The 20,014-nt window shown below is 72.7% G+C and carries 16 protein-coding genes and 1 pseudogene; 10 read left to right on the top strand and 7 right to left on the bottom strand.

Annotated features, from left to right (window positions below; genetic code table 11):
- Positions 1-29 precede the first annotated feature (29 nt).
- Positions 30-1,013: a LysR family transcriptional regulator gene (locus IF37_RS0136200; protein ID WP_052845568.1), complete on the bottom strand. Its 984-nt coding sequence runs from the start codon at positions 1,011-1,013 to the stop codon at positions 30-32.
- A gap of 146 nt (positions 1,014-1,159) precedes the next feature.
- Between IF37_RS0136200 and IF37_RS0136195 the strand changes: the two genes are divergently transcribed.
- Positions 1,160-2,098, top strand: coding sequence for a helix-turn-helix domain-containing protein (locus tag IF37_RS0136195; RefSeq protein ID WP_030753122.1), 939 nt, complete (start codon positions 1,160-1,162; stop codon positions 2,096-2,098).
- A gap of 37 nt (positions 2,099-2,135) precedes the next feature.
- Positions 2,136-2,984: a carbohydrate-binding protein gene (locus tag IF37_RS0136190; RefSeq protein ID WP_079166050.1), complete on the top strand. Its 849-nt coding sequence runs from the start codon at positions 2,136-2,138 to the stop codon at positions 2,982-2,984.
- Positions 2,985-3,069: 85 nt separating this feature from the next.
- On the opposite strand, the gene IF37_RS0136185 is transcribed toward IF37_RS0136190, so the two are convergent.
- Complete coding sequence (locus IF37_RS0136185; protein WP_030753112.1) at positions 3,070-3,603, bottom strand: TetR-like C-terminal domain-containing protein; 534 nt, start codon at positions 3,601-3,603, stop codon at positions 3,070-3,072.
- Between the two features lie 160 nt (positions 3,604-3,763).
- Between IF37_RS0136185 and IF37_RS0136180 the strand changes: the two genes are divergently transcribed.
- On the top strand, positions 3,764-4,777 hold the full coding sequence (locus IF37_RS0136180; protein WP_030753109.1) for a zinc-binding dehydrogenase: 1,014 nt from the start codon (positions 3,764-3,766) through the stop codon (positions 4,775-4,777).
- A gap of 154 nt (positions 4,778-4,931) precedes the next feature.
- Here IF37_RS0136180 and IF37_RS0136175 read toward each other — a convergent pair whose 3' ends face one another.
- Positions 4,932-5,834, bottom strand: coding sequence for a LysR substrate-binding domain-containing protein (locus tag IF37_RS0136175; protein WP_030753107.1), 903 nt, complete (start codon positions 5,832-5,834; stop codon positions 4,932-4,934).
- Positions 5,835-5,977: 143 nt separating this feature from the next.
- Here IF37_RS0136175 and IF37_RS0136170 point away from each other — a divergent pair, with 143 nt between their 5' ends.
- Positions 5,978-6,994, top strand: coding sequence for an aldo/keto reductase (locus tag IF37_RS0136170; protein WP_030753104.1), 1,017 nt, complete (start codon positions 5,978-5,980; stop codon positions 6,992-6,994).
- A gap of 32 nt (positions 6,995-7,026) precedes the next feature.
- The gene (locus IF37_RS0136165; protein WP_030753101.1) at positions 7,027-7,446 is read left to right on the top strand and encodes an SRPBCC family protein; all 420 of its coding nucleotides are present in this window, start codon (positions 7,027-7,029) and stop codon (positions 7,444-7,446) included.
- A 48-nt stretch (positions 7,447-7,494) separates the two neighbouring features.
- Here IF37_RS0136165 and IF37_RS40145 read toward each other — a convergent pair whose 3' ends face one another.
- Positions 7,495-9,492 carry a glycosyltransferase family 2 protein gene (locus IF37_RS40145; RefSeq protein WP_079166049.1) on the bottom strand — a complete coding sequence of 666 codons (1,998 nt, stop codon included), beginning with the start codon at positions 9,490-9,492 and terminating at the stop codon, positions 7,495-7,497.
- Between the two features lie 270 nt (positions 9,493-9,762).
- The gene (gene snpA, locus IF37_RS0136155) at positions 9,763-10,452 is read right to left on the bottom strand and encodes a snapalysin (RefSeq protein WP_030753095.1); all 690 of its coding nucleotides are present in this window, start codon (positions 10,450-10,452) and stop codon (positions 9,763-9,765) included.
- Between the two features lie 181 nt (positions 10,453-10,633).
- Between snpA and IF37_RS0136150 the strand changes: the two are divergent.
- Positions 10,634-11,554 (top strand): annotated as a pseudogene (locus tag IF37_RS0136150) (LysR family transcriptional regulator); the annotation flags it as partial.
- 667 nt (positions 11,555-12,221) lie between these two features.
- Here the strand turns inward: IF37_RS0136150 and IF37_RS46220 are convergent.
- Together IF37_RS46220 and IF37_RS0136140 are read right to left on the bottom strand one after the other, a co-directional pair.
- Entirely contained in the window at positions 12,222-12,485 is a 264-nt protein-coding gene (locus IF37_RS46220; RefSeq protein ID WP_253915945.1) for a hypothetical protein, read from the bottom strand.
- Positions 12,486-13,457: 972 nt separating this feature from the next.
- On the bottom strand, positions 13,458-14,087 hold the full coding sequence (locus IF37_RS0136140; RefSeq protein WP_052845566.1) for a TetR/AcrR family transcriptional regulator: 630 nt from the start codon (positions 14,085-14,087) through the stop codon (positions 13,458-13,460).
- A gap of 461 nt (positions 14,088-14,548) precedes the next feature.
- On the opposite strand from IF37_RS0136140, the gene IF37_RS0136135 reads away from it, so the two are divergent.
- From IF37_RS0136135 to IF37_RS0136120, 4 genes are all read left to right on the top strand, one after another.
- Positions 14,549-15,727 (top strand): transposase, encoded by a 1,179-nt coding sequence (locus IF37_RS0136135; protein ID WP_052845565.1) that lies wholly within the window; start codon positions 14,549-14,551, stop codon positions 15,725-15,727.
- Between the two features lie 199 nt (positions 15,728-15,926).
- The gene (locus IF37_RS46510) at positions 15,927-17,126 is read left to right on the top strand and encodes an acyl-CoA dehydrogenase family protein (protein WP_030753084.1); all 1,200 of its coding nucleotides are present in this window, start codon (positions 15,927-15,929) and stop codon (positions 17,124-17,126) included.
- Positions 17,127-17,239: 113 nt separating this feature from the next.
- Positions 17,240-18,310, top strand: a complete 1,071-nt coding sequence (locus tag IF37_RS0136125) for a zinc-binding dehydrogenase (protein ID WP_030753081.1) — start codon at positions 17,240-17,242, stop codon at positions 18,308-18,310.
- Entirely contained in the window at positions 18,307-19,845 is a 1,539-nt protein-coding gene (locus IF37_RS0136120) for a trehalose-6-phosphate synthase (protein ID WP_052845563.1), read from the top strand. The genes IF37_RS0136125 and IF37_RS0136120 overlap by 4 nt, the downstream gene beginning before the upstream one ends.
- The last annotated feature ends 169 nt before the right edge of the window (positions 19,846-20,014 follow it).

Genomic DNA, 20,014 nt, shown 5'->3' with positions numbered 1-20,014 from the left:
CCCCGCCCTCCGCGGGGCGGGCGGCCGGCTCAGGACGCGAGGCCGGACCGCCGCAGGGCCGCCGCGTCGGACGGCCCGCGCCGCGACAGCCAGCGCGCGTAACTGTCGCTGCGCGCCGCCGCGTCCGCGTGCGCCGCGCGGGCCTGGGCCAGCACCGTCGTCGCGGTGTCCCGCCGCTGGCCGGCCGGGTGCCAGCCCAGCAGATGCCGCCACATCAGCGGCGTCCCGGCGAGCGGGCGGATGGTGAGCCCGGGCGTCGGCGGGAAGGTGGCCCGGCACAGGCCCACCGCCCGGCCCACCTGCGCCAGGTGGACGCAGGAGGCGGTGTCCGTCTCGTACATGCGGCGGGGCGTGAAACCGGCCCGGGCACAGGCCGCGGTGAAGCAGTCGCCGAAACAGCCGTCGCCCGGGACGCACGCCCACTCCTCGTCCGCGAGCGCGGCCAGGTCGGTCTCCCGCCCGCGGGCGAGCGGATGGCCGTCGGGGAGCATCACGAAGACCGGGTCGACGGCGATCTCCTCCCAGACGAGGTGCGGGGTGTCGGGCGGGGGAGCGGAGCCGCAGGCGCCGGCGAGCGCGAAGTCCAGGCGCCCCTCGGCCAGCAGCCCCGCCAGCTCCCGTTCCGACCAGGAGGCGCACGTGGTCACCGTGGTGCCGGGGGCGGCGTCCGCCAGCCGGTCCACCAGCGCGCCCAGCAGCGGTCCGTGCGTGCCGCCGAGCCGCAGCCGCTCCCCGTCCCGCCGGGTGCGCGCGAACCGGGCCGCCTCCCGCTGGAGTTCGCTCACCGCGGGCAGCACGATCCGGGTGCGCTCCAGGACCAGCTCGCCGAGGGCGGTGGCCCGCACCCCGTACCGCCCGCGTTCGAACAGCTCGCCGCCCAGCGCCCGTTCGATGCGCCTGAGCTGTGCGCTGAGCGCGGGCTGGGCGAGTCCGAGCGCCGTCGCCGCCTTGGTCAGACTGCCCGCCTCCGCGATGGCTCGAATGGTCCTCAGATGCCGCAGCTCCAGCTCCATGAGGGGAGCTTGCGGTGTGGCAGGGCGAGGGGCAAGGGGTTGGTCTGTACCTGATCCATGCCGGTGGGGTACGGATGGGTGACCCGACACATCCCCGACTTGATCCCCGACAGATCCCCGACGAATTCCGAGAGGGAGCGCGGCCGATGCGCAGTACCACCGTCTTACCCAGAACCCCCAGCCTGCCGCCCGCGGCCGGGGACGTCCCGCTGCACCGGCTGGAGGTGGCCGGGCCCGGGGCCGCGCCGTTCGCCGCCGGCTCCTTCGAGGCCGTGGGACCGCTGTCCCGGTGGGACCGTCCGCACCGGCACACGTTCTACGAGATCGTCCACGTCAGCGCCGGTTCCGGCACCCATGTCGTCGACCTCGCGCGGTGGCCGCTGCGGCCCCCGCACCTGGCGGTGATCCTGCCCGGCCAGGTGCACCACTGGGAGGGCGGCCGAGGGCCCGAGGGGACGCTCGCGCTGTTCACCGACGACTTCCTGGTGGACCACCCGCGCGACCGCGAGGTGCTGCGGGAACTCGGCGAGCGGTGCTGGTTCGCGCTGGACGCCGAGCAGGACCGGTCCCTGCGGCGCCTGATGGCCGAACTGGTCGCCGAGCACCGGCAGCGGGCCCCGGGGCACGAGAGCGTCCTGCGCTCCCTGCTGCACGTGCTCGTGGTGCGCGCCTCCCGGCTGCCCGGCCGCACCGCGACCGGCCCGGACCCGCGCGCGGAGGGCCGGCCGGCCGCCGTGGCCGAGGAGTTCACCCGGCTGATCACCCGCCCCGAGGCCGCGGGCTGGTCCGTACGGCAGTGCGCCGACCGGCTGGGCGTGACCCCCCACTACCTCACCCAGGCGGTGCGCGCCGCCACCGGCCGGCCGCCCGGACGGCTGCTCATCGAGGCCCGCACGTACCAGGCACAGCGGCTGCTCGCCCACACCCGGCTGTCGGTACGACAGGTCGCCGCCCGCACCGGATTCGCCGACCCCGCCTACTTCAGCCGGTTCTTCCGGCGGGAGACCGGCAGCAGCCCCGGCGACTTCCGAAAACACCACAGCCGCCCCCATCAGTCCCTCGAAGCCCCGCCGACGCCCGCCTAGGTTCTTTGCCGATCCGCCCCCCACAGGAGGAGAGGACATGGACGGAACAGGTACGCACGGCGCCGGCACGGACGGGCCGGACGAGCCGGGGCCTCCCCGGCTCGTCCGCCGCAAGACGGTGCTGCGCGCGGCACTCGCGGCCACCGCCGCGATCCCGCTCGCCCTGAGCGGCGGCCCGGCCCTCGCCCGCACCCTGGCCGGCAGCGGTACGGAGCCCCGGCTCACGCCGTCGTGCGACGACGGCGACGATCCCACCCCGGAGCAGATCGAGGGGCCGTACTTCAAGCCGAACTCACCGCAGCGCACCAGCCTGCTGGAGCCCGGCCTGCCCGGCACCCGGCTCACCGTGACCGGGTACGTCTTCGGCCGGGCCTGCCTGCCCCTGGCCGGCGTCCTGCTGGACTTCTGGCAGGCCGACAACAACGGCGCCTACGACAACACCGGGTTCCGGTTCCGCGGCCACCAGTACACCGACGCCCGCGGCGCCTACGCGCTGACCACGATCGTGCCGGGCCTCTACCCGGGGCGCACCCGGCACCTGCACGTGAAGGTGCAGGCCCCCAACCGGCCCGTGCTGACCACGCAGTTGTACTTCCCGAACGAACCCCGCAACAACACCGACACGATATTCGACCCCCGGCTGCTGATGACCGTGCGCGACGCCAACGGCGGCCGGGAGGCGGCGTTCGACTTCGTCCTCGACGTGGCGCAGGACCCGGGCCCGGGCCCGGGACCCGGCCCCGGGGGCACCTGGACGGTGGGCACCGCCTACCGGACGGGAGACCAGGTCACGTACGCCGGCCGCACCTACACCTGCCTCCAGCCGCACACGGCCCAGCCGGGCTGGGAGCCACCGGCCGTACCGGCCCTGTGGCGCGCGGTCTGAGAGCGACGGCCGCCGAAGCGCCGCGCCGGCTTCGAGGGGGGACGGCGCGGCGCCGAGGCACATCCACTTCGGCCGGGAGCCCGCCTCACCGAGGCAGGGCTCCCTCCAGGGTCAGGTCCACCAGGCCCGTCACGAGCGCCTCGTCCAGCGGAGCGCCGCTGAGCAGGACGCGGACGAAGAGGGGGCCGGTGATCGCCTCGACGACCAGGCCGGGGTCGGCGTCCGGGGCCAGCTCACCGCGCTCGACGCCGCGCCGGACGATGACCTTGGCGCGTTCCAGACGGTCGTTCCAGTAGGGCCCGCGCCGGTCCTCCAGGGTCTCGTCCCGCTCGACGCTCAGCCGCAGCAGCGCCTGCCCCTGGGCCGAGCCGAGCAGCCGGCTCAGCGCGGTGAAGTACCGCAGCAGGTCCTCCCGTACGTGCCCGGTGTCCGGGAGGGGCAGCGCGGAGTCCAGCTCCGTGGCCAGCGCGTCCAGGATCAGGTTCTCCCGGGTCTTCCACCGCCGGTAGACCGACGTCTCGTGCACCCCCGCCGCACGGGCGACCGCGGCGACCGTGGTACCGGCCAGCCCCTGGCTCGACAGCAGCTCGACCACCGCGCCGAGCACGGCCCGCCGCATCGGCTCCCCACGGCGGCGCAGCGGCGGGACGGCGGGCTCGGGGGACTGCGGACCGTTCACCGGATCAGCTTAAAGCAGCCGGAGTTGCGTTGGGTGTACGGTTAACGCAAGTCGACCTGCGATAAGTGCCGGTGGTCGGCGCCCCGAAGGAGGACATGCCATGGAGACGATGCTCGCGGCCCGCTTGCACGTACCGAGCCGCACCCTGCGTGTCGAGGAGGTGCCGCGCCCTCAGCCGGGCCCGGGCGAGGTGCTGGTCAAGGTCGAGGCGGCCGGGGTGTGCCTGTCCGACGTCCATCTGATCGACGGCACCCTCAAGCCGTTCCTCCTCCGCGGTGACACCGTCACCCTCGGCCACGAGGTCTCCGGCACCATCGCGGAGGTCGGCGAGGGCGTCACCACCCGGACGCCCGGACAGCGCGTGGTGCTGTACGCGGGAGAGCTCCGCGACGGGGTGACGTACACCCGGGGCGTCGACTACGACGGCGGCTGGGCCGAGTACGCCCTGTCCGCCGCCACCGCCATGGCCCCGCTGCCCGACTCCATCCCCTTCGACCAGGGCGCGATCATCCCCGACGCCGTCTCCACCCCCTGGGGCGCGATCACCGAGACCGCCGCCGTGCGGCCCGCCGAGGCGGCCGGCGTATGGGGCGTGGGCGGGCTGGGCGTGCACGCCGTGCAGGTGCTGCGGGCCGTCGGCGCCTGCCCGATCGTCGCCGTCGACCCGAACCCCGTCGCCCGGGAGCGCGCCCTGGCCGCAGGCGCCGACATCGCCCTGGACCCCGCCGACCCCGGTCTGCGGGAGGCCGTCGCGTCGGTGACCGGCGGCGCCGGACTCGCCGCCGCCTTCGACTTCGCCGGTGTGCCGGCCGTGCGCGAGCAGGCGGTGTCCGTCCTCGCGCCCAAGGGGCGGCTGGTCCTGGTCGGTCTCACCGACCAGCCGCTCACCCTCACCGACGGCACCCGCTTCAGCTATCTCCAGCAGCGCGTCCTCGGCCACTACGGCTCCGACATGCCGGTGGCCCTGCCGAAGTTGCTGCGGCTCGTCCAGGCGGGCCGGCTGGACTTCTCCGGTTCCATCAGCGGGACCCTGCCGCTCAGCCGGGCCGCCGAGGCGGTCGCCCGGCTGGAGAAGAAGGAGGGCGACCCGATCCGGCTGATCCTGCGGCCGTGAGAATCGTGAGGCTGGTGAGCCTGTAGCGACCGGTCAAGGCTTCGCCCGCCGGGCGCCGGTACCCGGCGGCGAGCAGCGCGGCCACGTGGCTCACCGGCGCCCGCTCACCGGCCTCCGCTCATCGGGCGTCCGCCTCGGCCCCGTCGGCGTCGGCTCACCCCCGGTCCTCCCGGGTGCCGAGGACGGTCTCGCGGAAGGACGCGACGATCGGGCGCAGGTCGGTGCGGTGCCAGGTGGCCCACAGGCGTACCGACGCGTCGAGCCAGGGCAGCTCGTGGACGCTGACCCCGGGGCCGACGGCGCGCGTCATGCTCTCCTGCACCAGGGCGCAGCCCAGCCCCGACGCGACCAGGCCGAGCGCGGTCAGCGGTGCGGGCGCTTCCAGCCGGATGTCGGGGGTGAAACCGGCCGCGGCGCAGGAGGCGACGAAGGCGTCACGCCAGTCGGGGACCCGGTCGTCCTCCACGGCGATCCACGCCTGCCCGTCGAGGTCGGCGGGCTCGATCGTGGGGCGTTCGGCCAGCGGGTGTCCCGACGGCAGGGCCAGCAGCAGCGGATCCTCCAGCAGGAGAGTGCCGCACAGGTCGGGGTCGTCGTCCGGCGGCGCCTGCGGTACCAGCGCGATGTCCAGGCTGCGCTGGCGCAGCCCCTCGAACTGCTGCGCCGCGGGCAGGTCGTACAGCGCGACATGGATGCCGGGCCGTTCGTCCTGGAGGTCGCGCAGCGCGCGGGGCAGCACCCCGGTGTGCATGGCGTCGCCGACGTACCCCACGCACAGACCGCCCTCCTCGCCGCGGCCCAGGCGCCGGCCGAGGTTCTCCAGACGGCTGGCGTGGCGCAGCAGCGCCCGGGCCTCGGAGAGGAAGACCCGGCCGTCGGAGGTGAGGCGGATGCGCTGCTGGGTGCGCTCGAAGAGGGTGAGGCCGAGGTTCTTCTCCAGCTGCGCGATCTGCCGGCTCAGCGGCGACTGGGAGATGTGCAGCCGCTCGGCCGCCCGGCCGACGTGTTCCTCCTCGGCCACGGCGACGAAGTAGCGAAGTTGTCGCAGGTCAAGCACGTAAGACTCTCCAGGACTCAACTGTGTCCAAGTAAGTCTTGGACAGTCTGATGCGTCGATCCTAACGTGGGTGGAGCAAGAGCCGCGGAGGCGGGCAAAACCACCCGTACTCCGCTGAACACTTCACTGAAGGAACTTCTTTCATGGGTATCAAGTCCCTCCTGCCGGGTCCCCTGGGCTTCGGAACGGCACCGCTCGGCAACATGTTCCGCGCGATCCCCGACGAGGAGGCCGCCGCCACCGTCGAGGCCGCCTGGGACGCGGGCATCCGCTACTACGACACCGCCCCGTTCTACGGCGCCGGCCTCTCCGAGATCCGGCTCGGCGAGGTCCTGGCCGGCCGGCCGCGCGACGCGTACGTGCTGAGCACCAAGGTCGGCCGTGTCATCCTCGACGAACTGGAGGACCCCGCCGCGCGTGACCTGGGCGAGAAGGGCGGACTGTTCGAGCACGGCCGTCCCAACAGGATCGTCGACAGCTACACCGCGGACGCGACGCTGCGCTCCATCGAGGACAGCCTGCGCCGGCTGAAGACCGACCGCCTCGACATCGTCTGGGTGCACGACGTCGCCCAGGACTTCCACGGTGACGACTGGCTCGCCGTCTACGAGAGCGCCCGCACCGGCGCCTTCCGCGTCCTGACACGGCTCCGGGACGAAGGCGTGATCAAGGCCTGGGGCCTGGGTGTCAACCGCGTCGAGCCCATCGAGCTCACCCTGGACCTGGACGAGCCCAAGCCCGACGGGTTCCTGCTGGCCGGCCGCTACACGCTCCTCGACCACGAGCGGTCGCTCCAGCGCCTGCTCCCGGCCGCCGTCGCGAACGGCGTCGACATGGTCGTCGGCGGCCCCTACAGCTCGGGCGTCCTCGCCGGCGGGCAGCACTTCGAGTACCAGAAGGCCCCGGCGGGCATCGTCGCCAAGGTCGAGCGGATGAAGGCCCTCGCCGCCCGGCATGGTGTGAGCATCAAGGCGGCCGCCCTCCAGTTCGCACTGGCCCACCCCGCGACGGCCGCCGTCGTGCCCGGCGCCACCCGCCCCGGCCGCATCGCCGAGGACGTCGCCGCGCTCGAGGAGAAGGTGCCGGCCGCCTTCTGGAGCGCGCTGCGCGAGGAAGCGCTCATCGCCGCCGACGCCCCCACCCCCGGCTCCGCCGCCTGACCCCCCACCCACTCCCTTCGAGGAACAGCGCCATGGCATCCACCACCGCATCCATCGACCTGCCCCTGTCCCCCGCCGCCGTCTGGCGGCTGATCGGCGGCTTCGGCTCGCTGCCCGACTGGCTGCCCTACATCCCCCAGAGCGAGCTGGGCGAGGGCGGCCGGACCCGCCGGCTGACGAACGAGGGCGGCGGCACGATCGTCGAACGCCTCCAGTCCTTCGACCACACCGCCCGCAGCTACACCTACGCCATCGAAGAGGCCCCGTTCCCGGTCACCGGCTACCTGTCCACCCTCACCGTGCACGAGGTGCCCGGCACGCCCGGCGCCTCCCGGGTGGAGTGGTCCGGGACGTTCACCCCGGACGGTGTGAGCGACCGCGAGGCCGAGGAACTCTTCCACGGCATCTACACCGACGGTCTCGCCGCGCTGGAACGCACCGCGCGGAAGTGAGCCGCCGCCCTGTGCCGGGCCCGCTCCGCGCGGGCCGGCACGGCACGGCTACTTCAGGCGCCGGGCGAGTGCCTTGACGAGGTCGGTCTTCGCCACCTTGAGCGCGAAGTGCTTGGGGGAGCCGGGGAGCGGGCGGGCGTACCAGGGCAGTGCCCGGCGCCGCCACTTGGCGGGGGGCAGCCCGTCGGGGAGCGCGGGCAGCGGTACGGTCCACGTCCCGAGCCGGAGGTCGCCCGTCCAGACGCCGGCCGGGAGGGCGTCGACCGGCACGGTCACCTCGAAGGAGCCGTCGACGGAGACCTCGCGCACCGGGAAGGTGACGGTGGTGCCCGTGCCGTCCTCCAGCGCCAGCACGAGGGCGTCCGCGGGGTACTCGGCCAGCCCCACCCGTCCGCCGAACCGGAGCCCGGCGGTGGAACCGGCCGCCCAGCGGACGTCCTTGTCCACGCGCAGCAGCGACCGCACCTTGTGCTTGTTCTCGCCGAGGTCGAGCGTGAAGTTGCCGTACGGCTTGGTGGTGTACAGGGTGACGGCGCGCGGGCCCCCGCCGGTGGCGAGGACACGTGTGTCGGCGGCGCCCGAGACGTTCTCGGCGCGCTTGCTGCCGATCCGGACCTCCTTGCGAAGCCCCTGGGCGCCGATCGCGAGGGAGATGTCCCACAGTCCGTCGGCGAGCGGCCCCCCGTCCGCGGCGGTCGCGGTGTCGACGTCGGCCTCGAACCCGGCCAGGTCGTACGCGTACCGGCCCGCGTCCTGGTCCGCGCCGAGCCCCGGCGTCGGGGTGTGGGTGACGGGCAGCCGGTACTCGGTCCCGCTGTCGCGTTCGCGCAGGACGAGTTCGGTGCCGACGTCCCGGGTCTCCACGCGGTGGAGGTAGCCGTGGCCGGCCAGGCGGAGCGTGCCGCCCTCCATCTCGGCGCGGGTCACGTGGTGGCGGACGCCGAGATGGTCGGTGACGTCGTAGCAGTCGTCGGGGATCGCCCGCTCGGGGTCGCGCAGGAACGGGTAGCGGGCGAGCGCACGGCCGCCGTCGACGAGGACGGGCGTGGCGATCTTGGTCCGGGCGAGCTGCTTCTCGAACGCCACGAGTTCCAGTACCTCGTCCAGCATGCGGTGGCGTACGAGGTGCAGCCGCAGCCGGGCCATGGCGGACAGCCGCTCGTTCATGCCCTCGTGCCAGAGCGGCTCGATGATCTCCGCCAGCCGGTCCAGCGTCTTGGCTTGCGTCTCGCGGGGCTCGTGGACGAGGTGGCCGGCGAGCAGCTGCTGGACCTCCACGGTCAGGTGCCGGTGCGCGAGGTGGTCGCGGCCCGGGCCGGGCGGCACGTTCTCCAGGATCAGGTCGATCATGCGCGGCAGGAACTGGAGCCGCCGCTGCGTCCCCTTGAGCCGCAGGGTGATGTTGCCGTCGTCCTCGCGCTGCACCCAGTACAGGCAGTCGTAGTCGGCGAGCACGGAGATGCCGGAGGCGTGCACGTAGGCCGCGCCGACGAACAACTGGTCCTCGCCGATGGCCAGATCGGTGGGGAAGCGCAGCCCGTGCCGCTCCAGCAGTTCCCGGCGGAACAGCTTCATCGGGTTGAGCGTCCAGTACACGCGGGAGGAGAACACGTCGGTGCGCGGCTGGTTGCGCTTGAACATCGACGTGGGCGCACCCCGCCCGCCGACCCCGACCATCTTGCCGAGGACGACGTCGGTGTCGTTCTCCTCGGCCATCCGCACCATGCGTTCCAGTGCCTCGGAGCCGAGGTAGTCGTCGGCGTCCAGGAAGTAGACGAAGGTGCCGGTGGCGTGGTCGAGCCCGTGGTTGCGCGGGGCGGACGGGCCGCCCGAGTTCTCCTGGTGGAAGACGCGCAGCAGGTCCGGGTAGAGGCCCTGGAGGCGGTCCAGCTCGGCGGCGGTGCCGTCCGTGGAGCCGTCGTTCACGACGAGGACTTCGAGCTGGTCACGGCCGATGCTCTGTTCGGCGACCGAGGTGACGCACCGCGTGATGTAGGGCATCGCGTTGTACGCGGCGATGATTACCGAAACGGTGGCGCCGGCCATGAATGTGCTCTCCAAAATACCGGGCTACCCCCATCCATGGAGTATTCCGGTACCTCAGCATGGAAGCTTTTATGCCGGGGAAGCTTCTAGATTGCTGTGAACATACCATGGACGGACAGTGTCCGAGTGGCGGATCAACGGTGAAGCGGACCGCCGCCGGGGTCCGCGTGATCCCGCGCGCACGGGTACGGACCGCGGGCCGGCGGGCCGCGGTCCGTACCGGTGGCGGGCCCGGCCGTGGGGTGGCCGGCCCGTCCCCGTGCGCTCGGGTCAGCCCGCCTTTTCCACCTGCGCGACGGCCTTGGCGAGGCCGTTGATCCACAGCTGGTTCACCCGGGCGCGCTCGGTGCTGTTCGGGTAGCGGTTGGTGCAGGAGGTGCCGGGGCCGCCGCCCGACATCAGTTCGCTGCACGGCCCGCTGTAGTGGTCGGGCAGGCCCAGCACGTGACCGGTCTCGTGCGCGGTGACGCGGATGGAGTCGTACTGCTGGTTCTGCGCGTAGTCCAGGAAGATGTAGCCGCGGCCGTGGCCGTCGGTGGAGGCGTAGGACCCGCGCGAGTCGTTGCCCTCGTAGTAGTTGAAGTCGGCACTGCCCGAGGTCGCCTGGAGCTTCACGTTCGTCACTGAGCTGTTCCAGATCGAGGCGGCGCTCGATATCTGGGAGCGGAAGCTCGGGGCCTGGGCGGCGTTGTAGTAGACGGTCACCGCCTTCAGGGAGGGCTGGGCGGCCCGCCGCTCGGCGACCGACTTCAGCACGGCGTCGAAGAACGCCTTGGTACCGGCGCTCTCGGACGCGCCCACGTAGCCGGCGGAGACGCTGCGGGCGGACGTGTGCGTGGTGCTGTCGGCGCTCGCCGGGTTCGCGGTGCCGAGCGCGGCGGAGGCCAGACCGACGCCGAGCGCCAGGGCCAGAAGCCGTTTGTGGTTCTTCGGCCCGGTGGTGGTTCGCGACGATCCCATGGGGGGCTCCTTCTCGTCCTGTGGGGTTGAACGATCGGTTGCCTGTGAGTCTCCGGCAGACCAACGCGACTGGGGATGATGGCACTTGGGGATAGCGTGGGGCTATCGGCGGCCGACATGTCCGGTTCCGCTGGAACGTGAACATCTGGTGTCGTGTTCTGTGCCGCCCTACTCTCCCCCCATGGAGTTAGAGGTGAGACACCTGCGCGTGCTCTGTGTCATCGCCGACACCGGCAGTCTGCACAAAGCGGCTCGGGAACTCGGCCTGGCACAGCCCTCGTTGAGCACGCAACTGCGGCGCATCGAGCGGGCGCTCGGCGCCCAGCTCTTCGTGCGCGCCCGGACCGGCTGCCGGCCCACCCCGCTGGGGCTGGCGGTGCTGAGCCGGGCCAGGCCGCTGGTGGCGGAGTTCGCGGCGATCGTCACCGAGACCAGGGCGGCGGCGGCCCGTGCCGCCGGCGGTTTCCAGCTCCGCCTCGGCGCGACGGCGAGCAGGGCCATCCCGGGCTGGCTGCGCCTGCTGCGCGCGCGGCGCCCGGGCACCGAGCCGACGCTCCAGATGAGCCTGTCCGCCAATGCCCTGCTGGGCATGGTCGCCGCGGGCCGGCTCGACATGGCCTTCGTGCACGAGGTGGAGGGCAGCCCGCTGCGGATTCCGCCCGGCCTGTGCCTGCGCGTACTGGTCGCGCGGGAGCCGCAGTTCGTCACGCTCGCCGCGGACCACCCGGCGGCGTCGCGGCGGGAGGTGAGCCTGGCCGACCTGGCCGGCGACCGCTGGATGGTCGACTCGACGGTCGACGGCGAGTGGGACGCCCTGTGCCGGGCGCTGCGCGAGGCGGGCCTGGACTGCGAGATGCTGCACGGCGACTACCTCACCGCGTACTCGCTGGCCGCCACCGGCGAGGTGGTCACGGTCAGCCAGCCGACCGCACCGCCCCGGCCGGACCTCGCGATCCGTCCGCTGGCCGGCGACCCGATCGGGGTACGGCTGCTGCTGGCGGCCCGCACCGAGGACGAACTGGATCAGGGGTACCCGGAGTTGGAGGAGGCGTACTGGGGCGTGGCCCATGAGGCACCGGCCTACCGGGAGTGGCTGGAGCGCGCGCAACCGTCCGGCACCCCCGAACCCGGCGGTGCGCCGGAACCCCCCGGCGCACCGGAGGCCGCGGGCCCACCGGGGGTTGCCGTCCCGCCGGGCGCGGCCGGGCCGCCGGGAATGGCAGCCGGGCCGGGGGTTGTCGTGCCGTCGGGAATGGCCGCCGGGTCGGGGGTTGTCGTGCCGTCGGGTGCTGGCGGCGGGTCCTCGGAGGCTTCTGCCGGGCCGGGGGTTGTCGTGCCGTCGGGCGCGGCCGGGGCGTCGGAAGCTTCTGCCGGGCCGGAGGCTGTCGTCCCGTCGCGTGCCATTGGTCCGGCAGGGGGCCTCGCCGTACCCGAAGCCGTCACCCCATCGGGCGCCGCCGGGCCGCCGGAAACCCTCGCCGCACCCGAAGCCCTCGTCCCACCGCAGGCCCCGACCCCACCGCAGGCCCCGGCCCCATCGGTAGCTTCAACCCCACTGGAGGCCCCCGCCCCCCACGCCGTCGCGGGCTCAACCGAAGCTCCCGGCGGGCCGGTTCCGCCGGACGGGCACCGGTGCCCGCACCGGATCGCGCGCACGTCACCGGCGCCGCCGCGGACGCGGCCGGTGGCGGTCGACCTGCGGACGGGGTAGCCGCCCCCCCGGCTCCAGGGGAGCCGGCGGGGCCCGCACCAGGGCCGCGCCGCACGGCTCAGGCGGCCGTGTGGTCGTGCAGGTACGGGCTGGTGTGGCGCGGGTCCCGGGTGCAGGGGACGACGGCGTGCAGCACCTCCAGGGTCCGTTCGATGATGTCCGTCCGGTCGTTGACGAGCCAGGACAGGTGCTGGGCGCCGAAGAACGCCGAGACCAGCACCCGGGCCAGGGGCTCGGGCGGCGTCTGGTGCTCCAGGTCGCCCGCGCTCAGCGCCTGCTGCAACCAGGTGGCGATCAGCGCGGTGTACTCCTCGAAGGGCACCGGGAGTTCGACGTCGATCAGCCCCTTCTCGCTCGATCTGGAGCCGCGCCCCGGCCTTCATCAGCGGCTCGTCGCGCAGCGCGGCGGCGGTGCGGAGCAGCAGTTCCGCCACGGCGGCGACGGGCGGCAGGTCCAGGCGGGCGACGGCGTCGGAGATGGCGGGCAGACGGGTGGCGAACTCGGTGGTGACGGCGAGGGCCAGACTCTCCTTGTTGGCGTAGTGGAAGTACACGGCTCCTTTGGTCATTCCGGAGATCTCCGCGACGTCATGCATGGTTACCGACGGGTAGCCCCGTTCGGCGAACGCACGGGCGGCGGCGAGCAGGATGTTGTGCCGCGACCGGATGGCGCGTGCCTGCTTGAGTTCCTTGGAACGGCTGGAAGCGGCGGGGCCCGTGGAGTGGTCGCGGGGAAGTTTCACGAAGCCTCCCTTGCCTCGTAGTGCTGATCGACAACGGGTCGCAACGGCTTGCCTCCGGAACAAACCCTCTCAGAGGACGGCTTGGGTCGGCGGCGGTCACACGTGTGCAACCGTCTACATACGTGACCGGGAGGGTGCGTGAGCGGGATGCAGAGTAGCGTACGTGCGCGAACCCCCGGCATGGCCGTGGAACCGCTCCCGCCCGGGACGGCGCGCACCCGGTGACGGCGGGCGCACGGGCCGGGTCCGGCCCCTGATCCGGGTGAGGTCACGGGGTGCGGGGGCGCGGTGGCGAGCGGGGGCAGGACGGCCATCGGTGTGAACCATGACTTCCCGGTGGCGGAAAACCGTCCTATGCATACCGGACGCGGGCGCCGGAGGACAGACCACCCCCGCGAACGGTGTCTGCTTGCCGAAGTGCGCGGTGGGCCCGCCGCGGGCGCCGCGTTGTCGGACCACCCGAGTACGCCCAGTACGCGGGTGATCCTCCGCCTTGCGATGCACCGCACCGGACGCCGCGGCCTGATCCGACCTGATCCAGACGAAACCCCCTAGGCCGGGTGGCACGGTGTGGGCAGGCAGTGCTCCCGGGCCGCGAGCACGTGCTGACCGCCGCCCAGCGCCTGCCACCACGCCGTGCAGACGAGTTCGCTGAAGCGGTCCATCCGGCAGTCGGGCGTGGAGTAGTAGACGCCGAACATCAGGGCCAGCAGCAGGTTGCCCAGCCGCTCGGGCTCCTGGAACCCGGTCAGCTGGCCCTGTTGCCGGGCCTGGGCCGTCAGGCTGGAGACGCTGCCGTGCAGGTCCTGGGCCACGCTCGGGAGCCGGCCGTGGGCGCGGGCGGATTCGCTGGCGAGGTGGAATCCGGCACGGAACCGCAGATCCGTCTGCAACCGTTCGGCCAGCCGGACGGCGAGGAGGCGCAGTTTCTCCACCGGTGGGGCGTCGGACTGTTCGGCTTCGGCCAGCAGTTCGTGCCAGGCGTGCTCGAAGGGCGCGGTCAGCGCCTTGGCCAGGAGCCGCTTCGACGCGAAATGTGCGTACAGCGCACCCTTGGTCATCCGGGCTTCTTCCGCGACACGCTGGAGATTCGCACCCATGTATCCGAACCGGACGAACTCCGCCGCTGCCGCGTCCAGCAGTAACTCGTGAGTCCTGCGTGCTCTGTCTTGCTTGATCACGATGCCCCTTCGCGCTCCAGGATCGATCGACAAATCACCCCTAGGAAATCCTTTCTTAACGCTGCGGGGCCCACAAGCGGACTTGGCTGAGCTGTCCGAAACCGACACCGCTCGTTATCGGCTGTATAGGACAGTGACCGGCCGGGGGAGGAGTGCGGCCGGCTGGCCGGATATCCGTGATGATCGGTTCCGTGCGCCACGGGTCGGGGCGGATGCCGGGCGTCCGCCCTGGTACGAGGGGTCCGGCCGCCCTCCCGCCGGTGCCCGGGCCCCGGGCGGTGCCGCGTTCCGCTTCCGTCGCCGGTGTGTTGACGCAGGTCGCGGGGGGAGGTTGGAAAGTCGTCGACCGCTCGAAAGAAATTGACGTTTGAGAAGGTATTTTGTCTCGGGGTTGATTGCGCATATGCACCGTGAACCGCACCGCTGTGGGTGCGGACGATGCGAGGGGGAGAGGTTTCAGCATGCCGTCAGGCACCTTAGGCGCAACTTCGATCGACACTCATGAGCTCCGGACCTTCGCCGAGGAGGTCTTCGAACCACTACAGCGAGCGGACCAGCGCCGCTGGGCTCATGCGTATCTCGGCGCCCTGCTGTGTGTGCCGGGCAAGAAGACGCTGCAACGGCTGGCCAAAGCGGTCTCACCCGCTCCCGCCGCCGCCCACGGGTTGCAGCAGTTCATCAACGCCAGCCCCTGGGACTGGGGTCCGGTCCGGCGCAGTCTGGCGCACGCCGTGGCCTCCCAGGGACTCCCGCGGGCCTGGACCGTGGCCGAACTGACCATTCCCAAGCGAGGTGTGCACTCCGTGGGTGTGCACCGCCGCTTCGACGCCGAGCTGGGGCGTACGGTCAACTGCCAGCTGGCGATGGGCCTCTTCCTGGCCGCCGAGATCGGCTGCGTGCCGGTGAACTGGGACCTGCTGCTGGGGGAGTCCTGGTGCGCGGACCAGGAGCGCCGGATGCGGGCGCGCATCCCGGCGTCCGTCACGGCCCGCCCCGTCTGGAGGCACATCCTCGACTTCGCCGGCGACGTGGCCGCGAACCCCTGTCTGGCGGGCATTCCGTGGGCACTCGACCTGCGCCGCACGGCGGACGCCGGGGCGGTCGTCGAGGGACTCACCCGGCGCGGGCTGGACTTCGTCTGCGAGGTGAGCGCGACGGAACCCGTCCTGCCGGCCTCGGCGGTGGCCCCCACGGCCGGCCTGGGCGAGCTGATGGCACGCAGCCACATGCGGCAACCGCAGGTGGTGGTGCGCCAGGCGGCCACGGGCCGGCTCGAACGACTGACCGTCCACTTCGGGGAGGTACGGCTGCCCGGAAGGACGGGTGAGCCCGCCGGCGCTCCGCGCGTCTACCGCGCCCTGGCCCGCCCGGCCGGCGTCGGCCGGCAGGGCGCCCGCTACTGGATCACCAGCCTGGCCGACTGGCGGGCGGAGGAGGTGCTCGCGCTGGCCCGGTACGCCGCCGCCGGCGAGTTGGCCGTCCGGGACCTCGGCCATTTCGGCGTCCAGGACTTCGAGGGCCGTTCCTTCCCCGGCTGGCACCACCACATGACGATGGCCTCGGCGGCCCACGCCTTCGCCCGTCTGCACGCGCGGGGCCGCGCCCTGGCCCTGGCCGCGCCCGACAGCGTCTGCGCCTGACCCGACCGCGCGGAAGGGCCCGATCCGCCCGCGACTTCCGCAAGTCGAGGTTGCTCTCGGCGTGGGCCACCACCAAGAATCACCATGAATCCGCGTGATACGGCCCCGCGTTCCAGATGCCCCGCTCTCCGGTCCCACCAGCCGCCCACTTCTGTACCTATCGGTACGTAAGTCTTAGTACTGACGAATGGAGATTGCCGTGAGCTCAGCCGGCGCCGCAGGCGACATACTCCGCCCGCCACCTTCCGAGCAGACCCGGGACTGGCTGGCGCGCGTGGAGAAGCTCGCGCCCGTCATCGAGGAGAACCGCGTACGGGCCGAGACCGACCGGGTCACACCCCGCCCCGTCTTCGAGGCACTGCGTGACGCGCGCATCCCGCGCATGTGGGTGTCCAAGGAGTTCGGCGGAGAGCAGCTGACCATCGAGACCGGCTCCGCCATCGTCCAGGCACTCGCCCGCATCGACGCCTCCATGGCCTGGCAGATGGGCGTCCAGGGCGCGATCGGGCGGCTGTCCGACTACCTGCCGGAGAGCACGGCGCGCACCCTCTTCCAGTACAGCGACGGCCTGGTGGTCGGCGGCGTCAACCCGTCCGGCCATGCCGAGGCGGTGGACGGCGGCTATCTGCTGACCGGCGAGTGGGCCTTCGCCAGCGGTTCGGCCCACGCCGACTGGCTCGTGTGCGCCGCCCACGTCACCGACGAGGGCCAGGTCCGCCGGACCCCCGACGGCCCCGCCCTGCGGATGCTGTTCGTGCCGCGCTCCGACGCCGAGATCCGCGACACCTGGCACACCGTCGGCCTGCGCGGCACCGGCAGCAACCACTACCGGGTGGAGCGGGTGTTCGTACCGGAGGAGTTCACCGTCGACGGCGCGGACATGCACCGCCCGCCCGCCGATCGCCCCTCCCGGGCCTACCCCATCAGCTACTACGACTTCGGCCCCTTCACCTCCGCCTCCACCGCCCTCGGCGTGGCCCAGGACGCCCTCGCCGACTTCAAGGCGCTGGCCGCCCGCAAGACCGCCACCGGCGCCTCCAGCACCCTGGCCACCAGCCACACCGCCCAGGACAAGCTGGCCCGCGCACAGGCGGACGTACACACCGCGGAGGTCCTGCTCGCCCACGCGGCGGCGCAGGTGACCGCGTACGGGACGGACGGCGGCACCGATCTGACCGCGCTGGTGCGCCTGACCGCCGCGACCGTCGCGGAGAAGACCGTGGCCGCGGTGGACTCGCTGTTCACCCTGGCCGGAGCGACCTCCGTGTACGCGACCAGCCGGCTGGAGCGCTGCTTCCGCGACATCCACTCGGCCACGAAGCACATCACCCTCTCCTCGATGCACTTCGAGACGGTCGGCCAGTACCTCCTCGGCGGGGAACTCCTGATGCGTCGCTAGACACACGGACCCCGCCCACGCCGGCCGGCGGCGCTCCGGCGCCCGGCCGGCCCCGGGACCCGGGCCCCACGCCCGACCGACATCACGCCCCACCACCTGACGAGGACTGACTCATGCAGACGATGAAGGCCGTGCAACTCCTCGCCCCGCGCAAGACGGTGCTGGCCGACCTCCCCGTCCCGCCGACACCGGCGGACGGGCTGCTGATGAAGACGCGCTGCGTGTCCATCTGCTCCACCGACATCTCCTTCTTCGAGGGCCACCTCTTCCCCTCCGAGTACCCGGTGATCCTCGGGCACGAGTACCTCGGGGAGGTCGTCGACATCGGCTCGGACTTCGACCGGACGGGCACCGACGTCCGGATCGGCGACCGGATCGTGTACTGGGGCCAGACCGACTTCGGCGGCTTCGCCGAGTACCGCACCGTCCGGCCGATCTTCTCCGGGCAGGTCAAGGAGGACGTCTTCCACGCCGACCGCGACTTCCACGACGACCGCCGCGCGGCCGCCGTGAAGATCCCCGAGGACATGAGCGACCTCGAAGCCTCCTTCATCGAGCCGGTCACCGGCGCCCTGCGCTCGGTGCTGTCCAACCCGCCCCGGATCGGCGACCGCGTCCTGGTCATGGGCACCGGGCCGATCGGCGTCATCGCCGGCAGCGTCATCCGCCGCCTGCTGGCCCCCAACTCGGTGGTCTCGGTGGACTCCAACGCGGCCCGCAACGCCTTCGCCGAGCAGCAGTTCTCCCAGCGGGCCTACCTCCCCGACGAGCTGATCGAGACGGTCGAGGACGGCACCTTCGACTACGTCTTCGACGCCCTGCCCACCGTCAAGGTCGACGACGAGAACAAGGACCCGCGCCGCGTCGCCATGCGCAAGCTCAAGGCCGGCGGGCGCTACATCCTCTACGGCGCCTCGCAGGAGATGCAGAAGTTCGACACCTGGCTGATGCTCGCCAAGGGCATCACCATCCGCTCGGCGCCCTTCGACGTGACCAGTTTCCCGATGCACAAGAGCGCCAACGTCATCGCCTCCGCCATGCAGATGCTGCGTTCGGGCGTGGTGGACGGCAAGGCGCTGCTGTCGACCGTGCACCGGTTCGACGACTACGACGGCCTGGTGGACATCTTCGAGAACTACCGCTCCACCACCGACCTCAAGACCATCGTCGACTTCCGGCGATGAGCCCGTCCCCGACGGACGGCGTGCGGGAGGTGCCCGCCCCGCCGGGTGGTCCGCCGGCCGCGACCGGCGCCGGGCTCGTCGTGGTGGCCAACCGGCTGCCCGTGACCCTGGAGGAGGGCACCGCCGAGGACGGCCGTCCGCGCTGGCGGCGCAGCCCCGGCGGCCTGGTGAACGCGCTGGAGCCGTTCCTGCGCACGTACCGGGGCGCCTGGGTGGGCTGGCCCGGGACCGCGGCGGCGGCCACCACCCCGGCCCACGCCTGGCGGCACGACGAACTCCTGCTGTACCCGGTCGCGTTGACCGCCGACGAGGTCGACGGCTTCTACGAGGGCTTCTCCAACGCCACCCTGTGGCCGCTCTACCACGACGTCATCATGCCGCCCCGCTACCACCGCAGCTGGTGGGACGCGTACGTGCACGTCAACCGCAAGTTCGCCCAGGCCGCCGCCGACATCAGCGGCCACGGCGCCACGGTCTGGGTGCAGGACTACCAGTTGCAGCTGGTGCCCGCGATGCTGCGGGAGCTACGGCCCGACCTGCGGATCGGCTTCTTCCTGCACATCCCGTTTCCCCCCGTCGAGCTGTTCATGCGACTGCCCTGGCGCACCGAGCTGGTCCGGGGGCTGCTGGGCGCGGACCTCATCGGCTTCCACCGCCCGGGCGGGGCCCGCAACTTCCAGTGGCTGGCCCGCCGGCTGGCCGGAGTGCGGGCGGAACGAGCCGTGTCGGACGTCGGCGACGCCCCGGGAATCCTCGGCGTGGCGGAGCCCCCGGACGGCCGCCGGACGGTGCGGGTGGGGGCGTTCCCCATCTCCATCGACGCCGCCGAGCTGGACCGGCTGGCACGGCGCGCCGACGTCCGGCGGCGCGCGGAGCAGATCCGCGCACAGCTCGGCAACCCCCGCAGCATCGTGCTGGGCGTCGACCGGCTCGACTACACCAAGGGCATCGACATCCGGCTGCGCGCCCTGCACGAGCTGCTGGCCGAGGGCCGCGTCACCGCGGAGTCGACCACGATGGTGCAGATCGCCACGCCCAGCCGGGAACGCGTGGAGCACTATCTGCGCATGCGCGAGGACATCGAACGCACCGTCGGCCGCATCAACGGAGAGTTCGGCCGGGTCGGCCGGCCGGCCGTGCACTACCTGCACACCTCCGTCGGCCGCGAGGAACTCGCCGCCCTGTACCGCGCGGCCGACGTCATGCTCGTCACCCCGCTGCGCGACGGGATGAACCTGGTCGCCAAGGAGTACGTCGCCTGCCGGCACGACCTGCGTGGCGCCCTCGTACTCAGCGAGTTCGCCGGCGCCGCCGCGGAACTGACCAGCGCCTTCCAGGTCAATCCCTACCATCTCGAGGAGGTCAAATCCGGACTGGAGAAGGCCCTGTCCCTCACCCCGGACGAGGCCGGCCGCCGGATGAGCGCGCTGCGCGCCCAGGTCCTCACCCATGACGTGGGGCACTGGGCACGGTCGTTCCTCACCGCGCTCGAAGACCGTACGCCGGTCGGCGAGCCCGTCGGACGATCCGCCTGACCACAGGACGCCGCCCCGGCGCGGCGGCCGTACCCCGGCACCCGGTCCCGCGCCGCACACCCCGCACTCCCACCGCACACCGCTCCGTCCACGGCCGGCCACGGGCGCACCGGGCGCGGGCCGCGGCGGCGCGGGGGCGTGGGGGCACGGCGGCGGACACGTCCCCGCC

The organism is Streptomyces sp. NRRL S-31 (assembly GCF_000718775.1).
Classification (GTDB): domain Bacteria; phylum Actinomycetota; class Actinomycetes; order Streptomycetales; family Streptomycetaceae; genus Streptomyces.
Note: the sequence above shows the minus strand (reverse complement) of the source record. Positions and strands in the feature narration are given on the sequence as shown.